The organism is Henriciella sp., assembly GCF_029936995.1.
GTDB lineage: Bacteria > Pseudomonadota > Alphaproteobacteria > Caulobacterales > Hyphomonadaceae > Henriciella.
Genome location: NZ_JAPYRE010000004.1, coordinates 432,283 through 445,536, shown reverse-complemented (window position 1 = coordinate 445,536; position 13,254 = coordinate 432,283). Strand labels below are relative to the sequence as shown.

General features: G+C 59.0%; 24 protein-coding genes and 1 tRNA gene. 22 read left to right on the top strand and 3 right to left on the bottom strand.

Annotation, left to right across the window (positions count from 1 at the left end):
- Positions 1-42 precede the first annotated feature (42 nt).
- Positions 43-189, bottom strand: coding sequence for a hypothetical protein (locus Q1K31_RS11675; RefSeq protein WP_300379582.1), 147 nt, complete (start codon positions 187-189; stop codon positions 43-45).
- Between the two features lie 271 nt (positions 190-460).
- Between Q1K31_RS11675 and Q1K31_RS11670 the strand changes: the two genes are divergently transcribed.
- The 21 genes from Q1K31_RS11670 to Q1K31_RS11570 all read left to right on the top strand — a co-directional run bounded on the left by Q1K31_RS11670 (position 461) and on the right by Q1K31_RS11570 (position 10,417).
- Entirely contained in the window at positions 461-1,159 is a 699-nt protein-coding gene (locus Q1K31_RS11670) for an XRE family transcriptional regulator (RefSeq protein WP_367187573.1), read from the top strand.
- An 81-nt stretch (positions 1,160-1,240) separates the two neighbouring features.
- Complete coding sequence (locus Q1K31_RS11665; protein WP_300379578.1) at positions 1,241-1,993, top strand: hypothetical protein; 753 nt, start codon at positions 1,241-1,243, stop codon at positions 1,991-1,993.
- A complete protein-coding gene (locus Q1K31_RS11660; protein ID WP_300379576.1) occupies positions 1,993-2,298 on the top strand; it encodes a hypothetical protein in 306 nt (101 codons plus the stop codon). Before Q1K31_RS11665 ends, Q1K31_RS11660 begins: the two co-directional genes overlap by 1 nt.
- Complete coding sequence (locus Q1K31_RS11655) at positions 2,298-2,798, top strand: hypothetical protein (protein ID WP_300379574.1); 501 nt, start codon at positions 2,298-2,300, stop codon at positions 2,796-2,798. The genes Q1K31_RS11660 and Q1K31_RS11655 overlap by 1 nt, the downstream gene beginning before the upstream one ends.
- Positions 2,798-3,127: a hypothetical protein gene (locus tag Q1K31_RS11650; protein ID WP_300379572.1), complete on the top strand. Its 330-nt coding sequence runs from the start codon at positions 2,798-2,800 to the stop codon at positions 3,125-3,127. The genes Q1K31_RS11655 and Q1K31_RS11650 overlap by 1 nt, the downstream gene beginning before the upstream one ends.
- A complete protein-coding gene (locus tag Q1K31_RS11645) occupies positions 3,124-3,492 on the top strand; it encodes a hypothetical protein (RefSeq protein ID WP_300379570.1) in 369 nt (122 codons plus the stop codon). The genes Q1K31_RS11650 and Q1K31_RS11645 overlap by 4 nt, the downstream gene beginning before the upstream one ends.
- Positions 3,489-3,662 carry a hypothetical protein gene (locus Q1K31_RS11640; protein ID WP_300379568.1) on the top strand — a complete coding sequence of 58 codons (174 nt, stop codon included), beginning with the start codon at positions 3,489-3,491 and terminating at the stop codon, positions 3,660-3,662. The genes Q1K31_RS11645 and Q1K31_RS11640 overlap by 4 nt, the downstream gene beginning before the upstream one ends.
- On the top strand, positions 3,662-3,919 hold the full coding sequence (locus Q1K31_RS11635) for a hypothetical protein (RefSeq protein ID WP_300379566.1): 258 nt from the start codon (positions 3,662-3,664) through the stop codon (positions 3,917-3,919). Before Q1K31_RS11640 ends, Q1K31_RS11635 begins: the two co-directional genes overlap by 1 nt.
- Entirely contained in the window at positions 3,909-4,517 is a 609-nt protein-coding gene (locus tag Q1K31_RS11630; protein WP_300379564.1) for a Lar family restriction alleviation protein, read from the top strand. Before Q1K31_RS11635 ends, Q1K31_RS11630 begins: the two co-directional genes overlap by 11 nt.
- Positions 4,507-4,860, top strand: coding sequence for a hypothetical protein (locus tag Q1K31_RS11625; protein ID WP_300379562.1), 354 nt, complete (start codon positions 4,507-4,509; stop codon positions 4,858-4,860). The genes Q1K31_RS11630 and Q1K31_RS11625 overlap by 11 nt, the downstream gene beginning before the upstream one ends.
- Positions 4,853-5,083: a hypothetical protein gene (locus Q1K31_RS11620; RefSeq protein ID WP_300379560.1), complete on the top strand. Its 231-nt coding sequence runs from the start codon at positions 4,853-4,855 to the stop codon at positions 5,081-5,083. The genes Q1K31_RS11625 and Q1K31_RS11620 overlap by 8 nt, the downstream gene beginning before the upstream one ends.
- On the top strand, positions 5,083-5,865 hold the full coding sequence (locus Q1K31_RS11615) for a PD-(D/E)XK nuclease family protein (RefSeq protein ID WP_300379558.1): 783 nt from the start codon (positions 5,083-5,085) through the stop codon (positions 5,863-5,865). The genes Q1K31_RS11620 and Q1K31_RS11615 overlap by 1 nt, the downstream gene beginning before the upstream one ends.
- Before the next feature lie 8 nt (positions 5,866-5,873).
- Entirely contained in the window at positions 5,874-6,527 is a 654-nt protein-coding gene (locus tag Q1K31_RS11610) for an RAD52 family DNA repair protein (protein WP_300379556.1), read from the top strand.
- Positions 6,524-6,982, top strand: a complete 459-nt coding sequence (ssb, locus tag Q1K31_RS11605) for a single-stranded DNA-binding protein (RefSeq protein ID WP_300379554.1) — start codon at positions 6,524-6,526, stop codon at positions 6,980-6,982. Before Q1K31_RS11610 ends, ssb begins: the two co-directional genes overlap by 4 nt.
- On the top strand, positions 6,982-7,377 hold the full coding sequence (locus Q1K31_RS11600) for a recombination protein NinB (protein WP_300379552.1): 396 nt from the start codon (positions 6,982-6,984) through the stop codon (positions 7,375-7,377). Before ssb ends, Q1K31_RS11600 begins: the two co-directional genes overlap by 1 nt.
- On the top strand, positions 7,374-7,778 hold the full coding sequence (locus tag Q1K31_RS11595) for an HNH endonuclease signature motif containing protein (protein WP_300379550.1): 405 nt from the start codon (positions 7,374-7,376) through the stop codon (positions 7,776-7,778). Before Q1K31_RS11600 ends, Q1K31_RS11595 begins: the two co-directional genes overlap by 4 nt.
- Position 7,779: 1 nt before the next feature.
- On the top strand, positions 7,780-8,028 hold the full coding sequence (locus Q1K31_RS11590) for a hypothetical protein (RefSeq protein ID WP_300379548.1): 249 nt from the start codon (positions 7,780-7,782) through the stop codon (positions 8,026-8,028).
- The gene (locus tag Q1K31_RS11585) at positions 8,021-8,476 is read left to right on the top strand and encodes a hypothetical protein (protein ID WP_300379547.1); all 456 of its coding nucleotides are present in this window, start codon (positions 8,021-8,023) and stop codon (positions 8,474-8,476) included. Before Q1K31_RS11590 ends, Q1K31_RS11585 begins: the two co-directional genes overlap by 8 nt.
- Positions 8,466-8,738 (top strand): hypothetical protein, encoded by a 273-nt coding sequence (locus Q1K31_RS11580; RefSeq protein ID WP_300379545.1) that lies wholly within the window; start codon positions 8,466-8,468, stop codon positions 8,736-8,738. The genes Q1K31_RS11585 and Q1K31_RS11580 overlap by 11 nt, the downstream gene beginning before the upstream one ends.
- A 237-nt stretch (positions 8,739-8,975) precedes the next feature.
- Complete coding sequence (locus Q1K31_RS11575) at positions 8,976-9,239, top strand: hypothetical protein (protein WP_300379543.1); 264 nt, start codon at positions 8,976-8,978, stop codon at positions 9,237-9,239.
- On the top strand, positions 9,236-10,417 hold the full coding sequence (locus tag Q1K31_RS11570; RefSeq protein WP_367187572.1) for a hypothetical protein: 1,182 nt from the start codon (positions 9,236-9,238) through the stop codon (positions 10,415-10,417). Before Q1K31_RS11575 ends, Q1K31_RS11570 begins: the two co-directional genes overlap by 4 nt.
- A gap of 76 nt (positions 10,418-10,493) precedes the next feature.
- Here Q1K31_RS11570 and Q1K31_RS11565 read toward each other — a convergent pair.
- Positions 10,494-10,569 (bottom strand) — tRNA-Lys (locus Q1K31_RS11565).
- A 349-nt stretch (positions 10,570-10,918) separates the two neighbouring features.
- On the opposite strand from Q1K31_RS11565, the gene Q1K31_RS11560 reads away from it, so the two are divergent.
- Positions 10,919-12,241: a glycosyltransferase family 4 protein gene (locus Q1K31_RS11560; RefSeq protein WP_300379541.1), complete on the top strand. Its 1,323-nt coding sequence runs from the start codon at positions 10,919-10,921 to the stop codon at positions 12,239-12,241.
- On the opposite strand, the gene Q1K31_RS11555 is transcribed toward Q1K31_RS11560, so the two are convergent.
- Positions 12,220-13,203 carry an NAD(P)H-hydrate epimerase gene (locus Q1K31_RS11555; protein WP_300379539.1) on the bottom strand — a complete coding sequence of 328 codons (984 nt, stop codon included), beginning with the start codon at positions 13,201-13,203 and terminating at the stop codon, positions 12,220-12,222. The two genes, Q1K31_RS11560 and Q1K31_RS11555, sit on opposite strands and share 22 nt — an antisense overlap.
- Positions 13,204-13,254: the final 51 nt, after the last annotated feature.

Here is a 13,254-nt window from a genome sequence, read left to right as displayed (position 1 = left end):
CTGAAGGACAGTCAGAGAGGCAGGAGGAACGAATAGCCGCGATCAAGCCGACCGCCTTTCGCGCGCCTGCTTGCGTGCGCCAGCCATAAGGTCGCGCAGGTTCTCGTCAGGCGTCATGCGGTAGGGCTTCACGCGGTTCAGAATGAACGGGATGAGCTTGCGGCGAGGTGTGGCGCGAAGGTCGATCATGAGGCCACCTGCTGGGTGGCGTCTTGGCGTTGGCGTTTTGAGTGCGCCTCAATCCGCTCTAGGTCGTCGTAGGTAAGCTTGATGCCCTGCCCTTTTGCCGCCCTAACAAGCGAAGGCCACCGCGCGGGTGGTATGCGCATCCGAGAACTGGCGCGCCAGCAGGCGGCACTCGAATACCCAACCTCAGCCGCATCTGCGACTTTCTGGATGCCACCGAAGGCGTCGAACAGGTCATCTATCGTCTGCATAATTACGTTATGCGTTACGCATTATGCCATGTCAACGCCTATTGCATAATGCAATCGTATATGCAGGTCAGATGAACGAGCTAGCAGATCGCCTCAGGGAAGCCAGACAGGCCGCAGGATACGGGTCAGCGCAAGACGCCTGTGAGGCGTTTGGCTGGAAATACTCAACGTATGCCGGGCACGAAAATGGGGCGCGAGGCATCCGGGGCGACATGCTCAAACGTTACGCCAAAGCTTATAGAGTTACGGTCGAATGGCTGCTTACTGGCGAGGGTGGAGACACTGCCAGCGTGGCTAGTGCCGATCCGATCACCAGGATTCCTCTATATGACTTGCGCGTCAGCGCTGGGCCGGGCTCGTTTGGAGAGGATAGCCAGCCGCTTGGGTATCAGCCTTATCGCGAACAAGAGTTGCGCCGCCTGACACGCTCAAAACCAGAAAATCTTTCCGTGCTAGAGGTTTCCGGCGACTCGATGTGGGAAACACTGCACGATGGTGACAAGGTTCTGGTGGACCGATCGGTCTCTCGAATTGTGAAAGATGCGATTTACATTATTGCTTTCGAAGACGAGCTATTGATTAAGCGGTGCCAGCGCGACCTTGAAAATGGCGATGTAATCGTCCGCTCTGATAATCCCGCATATAGAGAGTTCCGAATTTCAGACGCCGACAAGCTGGCCATAATAGGGCGAGTGGTGTGGATCGGGCGCGCTCTCGGATAAAATTTATGCAAAACGCATTTTAGCTGTTGCAAATGCATAACGCATAATGCATAGTCATCTCCAGCAACACGGAGATGACCAATGGCAAACCCCGATTATACCAAGCTCGATGCTTATGGCCCGCTGCGTCTGCGCTCAGGACCGGGCGGCGACTTCAAGAATGGCTTGTGCTTTATGGAAACCGCCTCTTGGCTGGCCGGTGAAGTCGCGACGGACAAGCCTAAATGTGCCTGCCCCGTTTTGGGCGCTTTCGCTATCCGGCTGAATGACGCTCTGAATGACGAGGCCAGACAGAAACTCTTGCCGCTAGCGCTGCCGATGACGGGCACACGCTCACCAGAACACGAGCAAAAGCGTGCGGAATACATGACGCTCCGCGTCATTCGTGAAATCCTGCCGACCGCATTTCGGGCGGTTGGATTGAGTGACTTTGCCGATGCGATGGAAAACGCCAAGACTTTAAGGCAGGCCCGCACCGCCGCCGATGCCGCCGCCGATGCCGCCGATGCCGCCTATGCCGCCCGTGCCGCCGATGCCGCCGCCTATGCCGGCGGTGCCGCCGCCGATGCCGCCGCCGATGCCGCCTATGCCGCCGATGCCGCCTATGCCGCCGCCTATGCCGCCGATGCCGCCTATGCCGCCCGTGCCGCCTATGCCGCCGCCGATGCCGCCGATGCCAACGCCCGGCAGGAATTGCTGCTGAAATGCATCCCGATCCTTCAGGGCGCTATCGAGCTTGGCCCCAACGCAGCAGACCAGTGGCCAGCCCTAAAGCCACGCGCCGAGGCGCTGGGCGAGTTCGCTGCGAAGTATCTGGTCAAGGGAGAGGTCTAATGGCCTTCGCCAACTACAAGAACATGACGAGCGGGGAGGTCGCAGGCGCTGATGCGTTTGACGCCGCCCGCCACGCCAGGAACGACGCCGAGTATGCGGTTCACTGCTTCGCCGTTGCTGTGGAGCTAGCCGAGCCGCTGATCAAGGGCGGTCAACGCGATCTCATCCCTTACGTTCTGGAAGCCTACCGCGAGTCCATCGTGGACGAGTTCACGGACATGGACGTGATGTATGGCGAGCTGGCTGACGAGAAGGTCACGCTCGCAGCCAACCGCGCTCTCCAATCTGACGGGGAGGCTGCGTGATGGGACTCCGAGAAGCAGAGCTTGAATGGGGCTGGTACGCCTCAGCCGACGAGGAAAATTACACCGTGGGGCCGGAGGCTTCGCGCGAGGATGTGATCGAGGCCGCGATTGGAGATGAGGTCGGTCTCGGTGACCAGAATGAAGACGGTTCGTGGAATATTAGCTTTCACATTTTGGAGGCTCGAAAAGAACCCGTCCAGATGGCTGACTATTTTCACGTCGGCCGCTGGGTCGAGGATCTCGAAAACGGCCCCTTTTACGATATGTCTGGCGAAGCGTGCGGCTGGAATGATGACAGCATCGTTTCCCACATAAAAAGCGAACAATGGACCGAGCTGCAGCAAGTCGTGCGAGCCGCAATCGCAAAGTGGCAATCGGAAAGAGACATACAGATTAGGCCGTGGGTGTTCACCGAGTCCCGCAACGGCGAGGACATCAGCATGGTGCTGCCTGCTGATGAGGACGCCAACCGCGCTCTCGCAAGCAAGGGAGCGGCGTGATGATTAGCTTCGATATCCTCCCCGCCGATTTCGACACTGCCGCTCATGTTGCCGAGCAAAAGTTCGGTGAGTGGACTGCCGAGTGCCGCAAGGCCGGACGCCGCCCTGAGTGGCCCTACGTGCCAATCATTCGCATGCGCAAAAGCAACTACTGCGGCCCCCAAACTCAGCAAGTCCGTGGCCGAGCTTATGCCACCCGCGAGGAAGCCGTTGAGTGCGCAGAGCGTGTCATTGAGCGCATGAAAGCAGACTTCATCGCAAAACTGCTGAACCCTCGTTACCGCGCCCTGCGTGAAAGCGTCGGCATGCCAGCGGAGGCCACCCAATGACCGTCAAACTCTACCCCTTCACCGAGTCCGAGATTAGCCGCTTTGCTGGCACATCTGAGGAAGACCGCGCCAAGCGGGCAAAGGCACGCGCTGAACGCCTCCGTGAGAGAGAGGCCGACCTACGGGCCGAAGCCGACCGGATCGCAGAGACAGCCGAGACTTACGAGGAAGTCGCTTACCGCGCCACATGGCGTGCGGAAATCCGCGACACGCTCGAAGAAGACGGGCTCGAAGCGGCACGCGATCTTGCCCAACACGACCCGTCATCGCTTCGGCGTGTCCTGCTGCGGCACGGATCAGACAATCTCCGCCCCGCCCCTCAAGGGCTAGCTGAGGCACTGGATATCAATGGGAGGAAGTCATGAGCGACTGGATCGAGCGAGCTGAAGAGCAAATCGAGCGCGATTACGAAGAAGGCCACACCAGCCCTGAAGAGTATCGCGCTGAAATGAGGGCTCTTCGAGACGAGGTGCGTGGTGCCGCTGAAGAGGCGGCTGAAGAGGCGTATTGGGACGCAATGGGGGGACGTTTCTGATGACCGGCACCCACACCACAGGCGAAGCCACGTCCAAGGGCTTCCCCGGCTACCTTGCCCAGCGGGAAAGGCTCAACTGCCCGGCACGACGCAGAGCGGTCCAGGCTGGGCTCAAGCTGGAGCTGGAAGCTGAACTGGCCGCAATCGCGGAAATCAGTGAGCTTGCCGCTCAAGCTATGGCCATCGTGGCCGAGAAACAACGCAACACCCGCCGTCTTATGCGGGAGATTTCACAGGAGGCTCGCAATGACGGATGAGCTTTTGGATTGCCCATTTTGTGGCAGCAAAGATATCGATCTGATTAATGCGAGCGGCGAGACCCACGCATTTTGTTACGACTGTGAAGCCTCAACCACGGCGTGTGATGGGGCAACGGACGGGCAAGGCCCCGATCTTGAGCGCGCGTATCACGATGCCGCCGAGGCATGGAATACCCGCTCCGGCCCACAGCTCCCGGCGAGTGGGTGGCGTGATGACGCGATGAGGAAAGAGGCGTTTAATGCAATTTCCGACGCTTTTGAAAAATACGAAGCTCGCCAAGCCAAATATATGGAGGACCGCACTCAGCACTCCAAGGTTATTGCTAATGCTGCTCTAGGCCAGCTTCGGCGTCGATTGTCAGACTATCTAAAATATTTCGCGCCCGACACCCCTCCCAATCAATCCCCTCCCGATGAGCGGGTAGAGCGGCTGGAGGCTGAGGTGGCGAGGCTCCGAGCAGCGGAGTTTGCCCATCTAAAGGAATGGCTGAAGTCAATCGGCTTCTCCGATCTGGAAGCGGGCCGAATGGCTGTGGCCATTTCACACCTTGAGCGTCGCACCACCCTCAACCCGGAGCAAACCAATGAGCAGTGAGACTGAGAACCGTGTGGATTTGGAGCGGTTGGATAGATGCCTTCACGATATTCAGCTCGGCTCCAAACGGGAAGCCGAGGCAGGGAATGAGTACATTCTGAAATCGTTCGATGCCGTTCTCCACGAACTCACCGCCGCCCGTGAACAGCAAGCCCTTATAGCGGAACTGGTGGAGGCGTTGGAGCCGTTTGTTGACATGAGATTCCCCGAATCCATTCCGGATGACACGCTTTTCGATCTTCATCACGAGACATGGCAAAGCGGCGGCAAATGCGTCTGTGTCAGCGACCTCCGCAAAGCTCGAGCCACCTACAACAAAGCGAAAGGGGAACAGGATGCCTAGACCCTATGACAGCGCGCATGAGTTCGCGTCTGCAATGAAATCGGCCGAGTTCTGGCTGTTCACTGCTTCACGCAAAGCGCTTGAAAATCCGCACCCCGAAGACGCCGCCCGGCATATCGAAGAAGCCCGCAAGGCGCTGGCTGACATTGACGGACACTTGGAGGCGGTTCGGGCAAAGCTTTGCGAGCTCGACGCGCGGATAAACACGAAAGAGGCCGCCTGATGTCACAAGAAATATTCAATACCTTTAACGTAAAATACCTTTCGGCCTCTTCCATAAACAAATGGACCGGAGACCGTGGCGCATGGGTAGCGCATTACGTCTACGGCATCCGTGGAGAGGTTGGCCCGGCCGCATGGCGCGGTGGGGCGGTCGAGGATGGACTTACCGCCTACGTGACGGGCGCAAACGTCGATCCACTTCAGCACGCCATGATGACTTTTGAGCGTGACGCTCAAGGTGATCTGGATGACGAGGTGGATAAGGAGCGTGGCCTTATTGAGCCCATGCTGCAACAGGCAATCGGCGCATGGAATGAGGCGAAGCTAGGTCGCCCTATAACGCAGCAGATACGCATTGAGACATGGCTGGACGGAGTAGCGGTCCCGCTCATCGGGTATGCCGATTATATCATGGATGGCTACTGTCTGGACCTGAAAACGACAAAGGCTCTGCCCTCAAAACCGAAGCACGACCATGTGCTGCAAACCGCAGGCTATGCCCGTGCCCGTCAGGAGGGCAAAGCCTCACTGCTTTACGTCACGGGTAAAAAGAGCGCGATATATGACATCGAGGCCGAGCAGGTCGAAGAGGCAATCAGCGATCTGACCCGCCGGGCTCGTGGCCTGCAAAACACACTGACGGCAGCATGGATTGGCGCGGGTGGAGACCCTGACAAAGCCAAGGACAAGATTGCTGAAATGTGCCCCCCGAACATCGACCATTTTTTCTGGTCCGATGCCGACTTCATCAATGCGCAATCTCAAATCCAAGCATGGCAATAGGGAGATAGATGATGCCTTTTAACGATCAACAGACACATCAGCTTTCGGCCAAGCTTGACCCAAAAAACGTTAAGTCTCGCGAGCAGAGTGGTCGAGCGTTCTCGTACGTGGAGTCCTGGTACTCGATCAATACGGCCAACGACATATTTGGCTACGACGCATGGGACCGCGAGACGGTCGAGATGCGGCTTGTTTCCGAACGCGAGCGCACGATTGGCCGAGGAAACAATGAAAAGCCCGGCTGGGGGGTTTCGTACATTGCAAAAGTGCGCGTGACCGTGCGCGCCGATGGCGATGTCATCGTCAAAGAAGGGACTGGCTCAGGCCACGGCATTGATGCCGATCTGGGGCAAGCGCACGAGGCAGCAGTCAAAGAGGCTGAGAGTGACGCCATGAAGCGGGCACTTATGCAATTCGGCAACCCGTTTGGCCTCGCTCTCTATGACAAGACACGGAGCATGGTGGGCGAGCCGGACCCTTCCGACGAGGCTCGAACGCTTATCGGCGATCTCGAAAAGAGCACAGACCGGGGCTCCCTAGACGCGTGGGGCTCGGAAAAATCCGGCGCGATCAAGAAGCTCTGCGAAAGCGATCAAAACCACGTGCGGAGCGCATACAGCGCGCACCTTCGTAAGCTCACTCCAAAGAAAGAAGCATCATGAGCGGATCAATCAACAAGGTAATTCTCGTTGGCAATCTCGGCGCGGACCCGGAAGTCAAGCAGTTCCAGAATGGCGGGCAGGTCTGCAACCTCACCGTCGCCACGTCTGAAAGCTGGAAGGACAAGAACACAGGCGAGCGTCGGGAAAAGACCGAATGGCACCGCGTCTCGATCTTCTCCGAAGGTCTCGTAAAGGTCGCCCAGAGCTACCTCAAGAAAGGCTCCAAGGTCTATCTGGAAGGCCAGTTGGAGACCCGCAAGTGGCAGGACCAACAGGGCAATGACCGCTACTCCACAGAGGTTGTTCTGCGGGGCTTTAACTCGACGCTGACCATACTGGACAAGCCGGAAGGCAACCAGAGCCCGCAGCAAGGCTATGGAAGCGGGAGCGCACAGTCACAGGACGCAGCGCCGCAGAGCTTCAACCAGGATTTCGATAGCGAAGTGCCGTTCTGATGCGCTGGCAACTGACCATAAACAGCCACAAGGCCCGGCAAACGGCGCTGGAATGGATTTCCAAGGCTCCGTGGGGGTATCGCCTCACCTTGCAGGAGACCAAGCGCACAGTGCCACAAAATGACCGTATGTGGGCGATGCTCTCAGCGGTCAGCACGCAACTGGTCTGGCATGGTCAGCGCTACGACACAGACGCATGGAAGGACTTTTTCATGCACATGCTCCACGGCGGGCGGTTCATGCCTGCCGAGGACGGCGGAATGGTGCCGATCGGTCGGCATACTTCCAAACTCGGGAAGCAAGAGCACAGCCTGCTTCAGGAAATCATAGAAGGCTTTGCCGAGCGGCATGGCGTGGATCTGATGGCTCCGAATGAAAAGGACCAAGCCGCATGACTCCCTTCTCCTCTCTTCCAGAAGCCGAACAGAAGCGGCCAGCGGTGAAGCGAAAGCCCCTCACCCGCCAGCAGTTCGGCGCGCTTCTCGTCAAGCAGGACTGCCGCTGCGCCAAATGCGGGGGCAAGCTGGATTTCTCAAAGCCTCGGCAAGTCATTGATGAGCACCTGCAACCGCTCGCGGACGGCGGCAACAACGATCTGGATAACCGCGCGCTCTACTGCGCCGAATGCGCGAAGGGGAAGACGGTGAAGGAAGCCACACCGCGCGCCCGGTCCAAGCGCTACGCCGAGGGCCGCACGCAGGCCGACAAGCGCGCTGCCCGTGGCGGGTCCACGATCCAGGGGCGCAAGAACCCGTGGCCACCCAAAGGCTCACGCAAGATACAGACGAGGAAATGAGATGAGTGACAGCATCTACCGCTATGACGTCGAGTATGACGACAATGATGAACCCACTCCTCTGCCTTCAGAGATGAGCGAAGCCCGACGACTGGGCGGCGCTATTTATATGGAGGCGCTGTCGGGCAGGCGCGGCTTTCGGGACGACCAGATGGGCATTGATGATGTCGATATTTGGGCTGAAATCTTCGAGCACATAGGGCGTGTTGCCCTCGCCCAATCCATCAAAAAGGACGTGAACGATGAGTGAGCGCACAGACAAGGCAGAGCTGGAGGGGCTGGTGGAGCGGCTTCGAGAGGCTGAGGAAGGAACCTACGAGCTGGACCGCGATATTGGACTAGCGCTCGGTGAATGGCGTTACCTGCCTGATGACTACGAACTCAATATTCAATTTCCGGGCTCACGGTTTATGGAAGCGGATGATACCATATTCAATGACAGCCCGGCCAGTATTGGCGGGCCAGCCTACACTCAATCCCTCGACGCCGCTCTAGCGCTTGTTGAGGAGAAGCTGCCGGGGTGGGCGGTGGCAAACCTCGCTCAGCAAGACGATCGCACTTGGTGGGCGGAACTCCGACGCGGGCAATTAACCAGCTACACCGGAGTGGCCGCAGCCATGACAGCGCCGACCCCGGCCCTTGCTCTCCTGATCGCCCTCCTCACCGCCCTCACCCAAGGAGATAGCCATGACGGATAAGAACGTGGAGAAGCTGACAGATGAGCTACATGGGCGGATCATCGTCGAAGACACAGGCGAGGCCATTCTGCTTGAATCTGACGTGCGCGCCGCCCTCACAGCCTGCGGGCTTGAGGTGAATCCGGAGGGAGCCGAGAAGACCGCTTTTGCGCACGGGTACTGCCGGGGCTGTCCAGACAATGTGTTCCCCGGACCTGAAGAAATTGAAGCGGCGTGGAATCTATTTGCCGCCCGCTCTCTCACGGAGGGGAAGGATGTTTGATATTTCGCCAGCAATCCTCACTCAAGGAATGTCCGAGCTGGAATACTGGTTCATTCGGGAGCGTGGGCGCTTGCCCGGTAAGTATGCGCATTTCTGCATCGACTGGGACGATCTGACAATTGATGAAGATTGCCCGGAGTGGCCATGCATCTGCGCCGCAGAGCTTGGTTTCGAGCAGAGAGCGCACCAATGCGGCCCTGACTGTGGCTGCATGGACTGGGGAGGGCCTATCCCCCAATGACCGCCCGGCCCGATCCTTCCGTGGTTATCATCCGCCCGTGGCCCGCGCTTATGCCTGCGCCGCTGGCGGCTGACTATCTCGGATTTACGGGCAAGAACCCGGCTGCTGCCTTCCTTAAAGCGGTAGGCCGTGGTCTATATCCTCCCGCTGTGCATCATCCAGGGGAGCGGAAGAAATGGCGCAAGGTGGATCTGGACCGGGAAATCGAAAGGCTGGCCGAAGCCGAGCCGGAAGCCGAAGACGAGTGGGACGTAGCGTGACCATGAACCCCGAAGACCTGCCACCCTATGTAAAGACAAAGACGCTCTCAGGAGGCCGTGTCGGCTATTACTGGGCACCGCGTACCGCTGATATACGCGGGGGCTTCACACCCGCCTCTGTGCCGCTTGGACAGGATTATGGGCGAGCGGTGGAGCGAGCCAAGGCCTTGAACGCCGATCTATACAACTGGCGCGCTGGCGTGGTCCGTGAGCGCGGTGATACCGGAACCGTTGGCTGGATGATGGACGTGTACCGGAAGACTGACCGTTTCAATGACAACCGGAAAGAGACACAGCGGGACTATGACCGGGTGCTGAAGAAGATCGCCGCCATGTCGATCACGACGAACGGCAAGCCGATCAAGGATATGCCGTGCGAAAAGGTGCGCCCTCGCCACGCTGACAAGCTCTACCGCGAAATGATGAAAAGCGGCTCCCGGCAGGCACAGAAGGCCATGACCATCATGAAGACGTGCTGGGCTGCGGCCTACCGCCAGCATGACGATATAATCCCGCTGGAAAACCCCTTCGCGGACATGAAGCTCTCACACACCGCTCAGGAGACGAAGCACGCCACCTATGGCCAGCTTACCAGTTTCACGTCCAAGGCAATCGCTATGGGCGAGCCAGCGGTGGCCGCTGCCGCGCAACTCGTCTGGGATCTGCACGTCAGGCCCACAGAGGCGTTCCGTGACTTCCGCTGGAAAGACTGGCGACCGGATGACCACCCGCATCACTGTTTCGTCCATGCAGGCAAGCGGAAGAACGGCGCATGGATACCGATAGCGGACCCGGAGACGGGAGAGCTGTTCTTTCCCGAACTGGTCGCGCTGATTAATCACTGCCCGAAAGGCGAGCCGGATGATCTTGTCTTCCGCCGCCAGCACATCGACACCGTGACCCTTGAGCGCACGAAGGGCCTGTACCCGATCAACAATCAGGCCGTCCAGGCTAGAGCCGTCAGGGAAGCGGCAGAGCTACCGGGCTATGTTACCTTCGCCGCGTTCCGGCATGGCGGGCTGACCGCGCTCCGGAAGTACGGCTTTCAGGACCGGGAGCTACAGCTCATCAGCCGCCACAAGGACAGTAAGTCTCTGGACCATTACCTGCACGATGAAGACGAGCTGATACTCGAAATGGCGAGACGGAAATACCGCGCTCGTAGAACATCAGGGTGACAAAAGTGGGAATGAAGGTGGGAATGGAAGTGGGAATGGACCAGAGGCCGAAAGCCGTGATCTGTAATAGTGACGGTGGTGCGCCCACGAGGATTCGAACCTCGGACCCGCTGATTAAGAGTCAGCTGCTCTGCCAACTGAGCTATGGGCGCGCCGTCTGTACGGGATAAGCGATTTAGTCGCTCCGTCCGTAAAAGGCAAACCGGATCTGGACGCGCAATCCACCAAGGCAGGCCAGCTCAGATACTACGGACCACCCCCATTCGCGCGCTCCCGACTTTGCTCACGGAAGGGTTACCCGATCAGCGCGCAAGACGCAGCCCGGCACAGCGGACCGGACTTCAGCGGGATAAAACATCCATTATACAAGCATTTATCCTGACGCTGTCAGCAGCGCGAGCCGACGCCGCTGATCGCAGGTGTGTTCCCTGAGCAACATGATCCAGGCGCAATGCGGTCACCCCATGCAACCGTTTAGCTCTTCCTTGCGTTTGGGTAATCATGACAGAGCTGCAATATATCGACTCCGCCGCAAAGGCCCCGATTGACGGACTGCAGGAGCAACCGCCTCTCGAAGTCGCCTTGCTGACCTGGGAATATCCGCCGATCCCGACGGCCAAGGGCCGCGTTGCCTGCGAAGTCGCCCACAGCCTGGCCCAGCATGGCGCGAATGTCCGCGTTTTTACCATGGACAGGCAGGACCGCGTCGGCACGGATAGTGAGCGTATTGAAGTTATCGGTTGCGCCGGACGTATTACAGGGCTCAGGCGTCTCATGCGCAAGGTACCAGGCCTTGATCACGTCGCCGCGGCCGCAGCTTTCCGCGAACGTGTACATGAAGAGCATGCCCGCCGCCCGTTCGATATCATTGAATCGACCAACCATGGCGCCCCTGCAGCCATGCTGATGGATTGTGGTCTGCCCATCGTCATCCGCAATACGACGCCATATGCGCTGGACAATGCCGAGGAACAGGGCTGGCGCGCCAGGCTATCGGCCTATGTTGCAAGTGGCATGGAGGCTCGCTGCATCGCCAGGTCAGATGCTGTCATTTCCAACAGCCGCGCACATGCGAGCATGATCCGGGACTGGTATGATATCAAGCCAGGTCACATTCACTCTGTGACCCCCCTTTCGGTTGACCCACAGCTTTCGCGCATTGGCGATAATTCTCCATTCCCGCCTGCGCATGCCCGGTTGCGCCTGGCCCGGATAGGTGATGCCAGTGGCCGTTCGGGTTTTCACGATACGCTGCTTGCTTTCGACCGGATCGTCGATGGGCTGGCCCGTCAGAGCAAGCCAGCGCCGGAACTTCATCTGGTCGGCCTTGAGAAAGGTGATCTGGAAACTGCCGTCGCCGAGCTTGAACTCAGCAAGGCTGCCCGTGACCAGATCTACGATTACGGCCGGCTGCCGGACCGGGCGATGGGGCATGTCCTTGCCCGTTGTCAGTGCATTCTCGCACCATCGCACTATAAATCCTTCGGCTCGGTCTATCACGAAGCTGCAGCCTTTGGCCGCCCACTTGTCGCTAGCGCAGATGACCCGGCAGCACGCGAATACATTGAACGCAGCGGCTGTGGCATACTTGCAGATAGCTGCTCGCCCGAAGACATCGCAGAGGCCGTGCTGGAACTTCAGGCCGACAGGCCGCGTCAACTGGCCTGCCGTCGTAAAGGGCATGAACTTGCCGCGAACTGGACCCGCGAGGGCCTTGGCGCTCGCACGGTGCAGGTCTATCGCCGGGCCATGAATCTCGGCGAGATCGAGCTGCCCGGTCTGCAACCGGCCGGTAGCCGTGCTTATGACCGCAAACTGGCCTGAGCCGCCTTGCAGGCTGCTTCAAACGGCGGGAGCCCCGTCAGCATGGCTTCCTGAAACGCTGTTCTGAATGAGGTTTTGCTCACTGAACCACCAGTGAGACTGAGATCGACAACGCATCTGCCATCAGGCTCTGCAATCAGGGTCTCTTTTGCCGCTAACACGATCAGGCCACCCGCCACCTTGGCAGCGCGCATGACAGCGTCTATCCGGTTGTCCGCGTCCTGCATGTTCCCCGGAAAGGTTTGGTCGAACGCATCCTCTCCATAGAATCTCATTTCCGGGGCAGATGCTCCCGGCCCGGTGTCACTCGCCTTTTCATCATCCAGCCAGATAGACGGATGGTTGATCCGGACCTGCTGGCTGACTGGCACGCCAATGTCCTCAACATGCACTTTCCCGCAATGGCCCCGCCCCGGTGAAAGCACATGGGCTGGCCGGAATGCCGCGAATGTGACGGTAAGGTCTGCGGTGAAGCATGGACCAATGGGTTTAGCCGTCAGACCGTCTATGCCGGAGGGCACGTCAACAGATACCACCGTGCCCGGCTCTTCGGCCAGGCTGGCAGCAGCCCCTTTCAAGGGACGTGACAGGCCGCCCCCGAACAATGCATCCAGTGTGATGTCCGCTGCCATGCCGACCGCATCATCAAGCCCGTGGACCGGGCCATTCCACAGCGAGCAGGCACGCGCACTGTCGCCTTTCAGCTTGTCTGGGCTGCCCAGCAGATAGACATCAACATCGCGGCCCAGCTCACGCAGCCGGTGTGCGGCAATAAAACCGTCCCCGCCATTGCCGCCCGGCCCACACAGAACGCGAATACGCCCTGCGGGAAATGCCTCATGCAGACGGTCTGCGACCGCTTCACCCGCCACTCTCATCACGTCAAAACTCGGTGTGCCTGCATCGAACACACGCTGCTCGGCTGCATACATCTGTTCAGGCGTGACAATGGCGTGGCTCATGCGGCGAGCCTAGCGCCCTGCTGCACCCCCAGAAAGGGTGTTATCTGATTT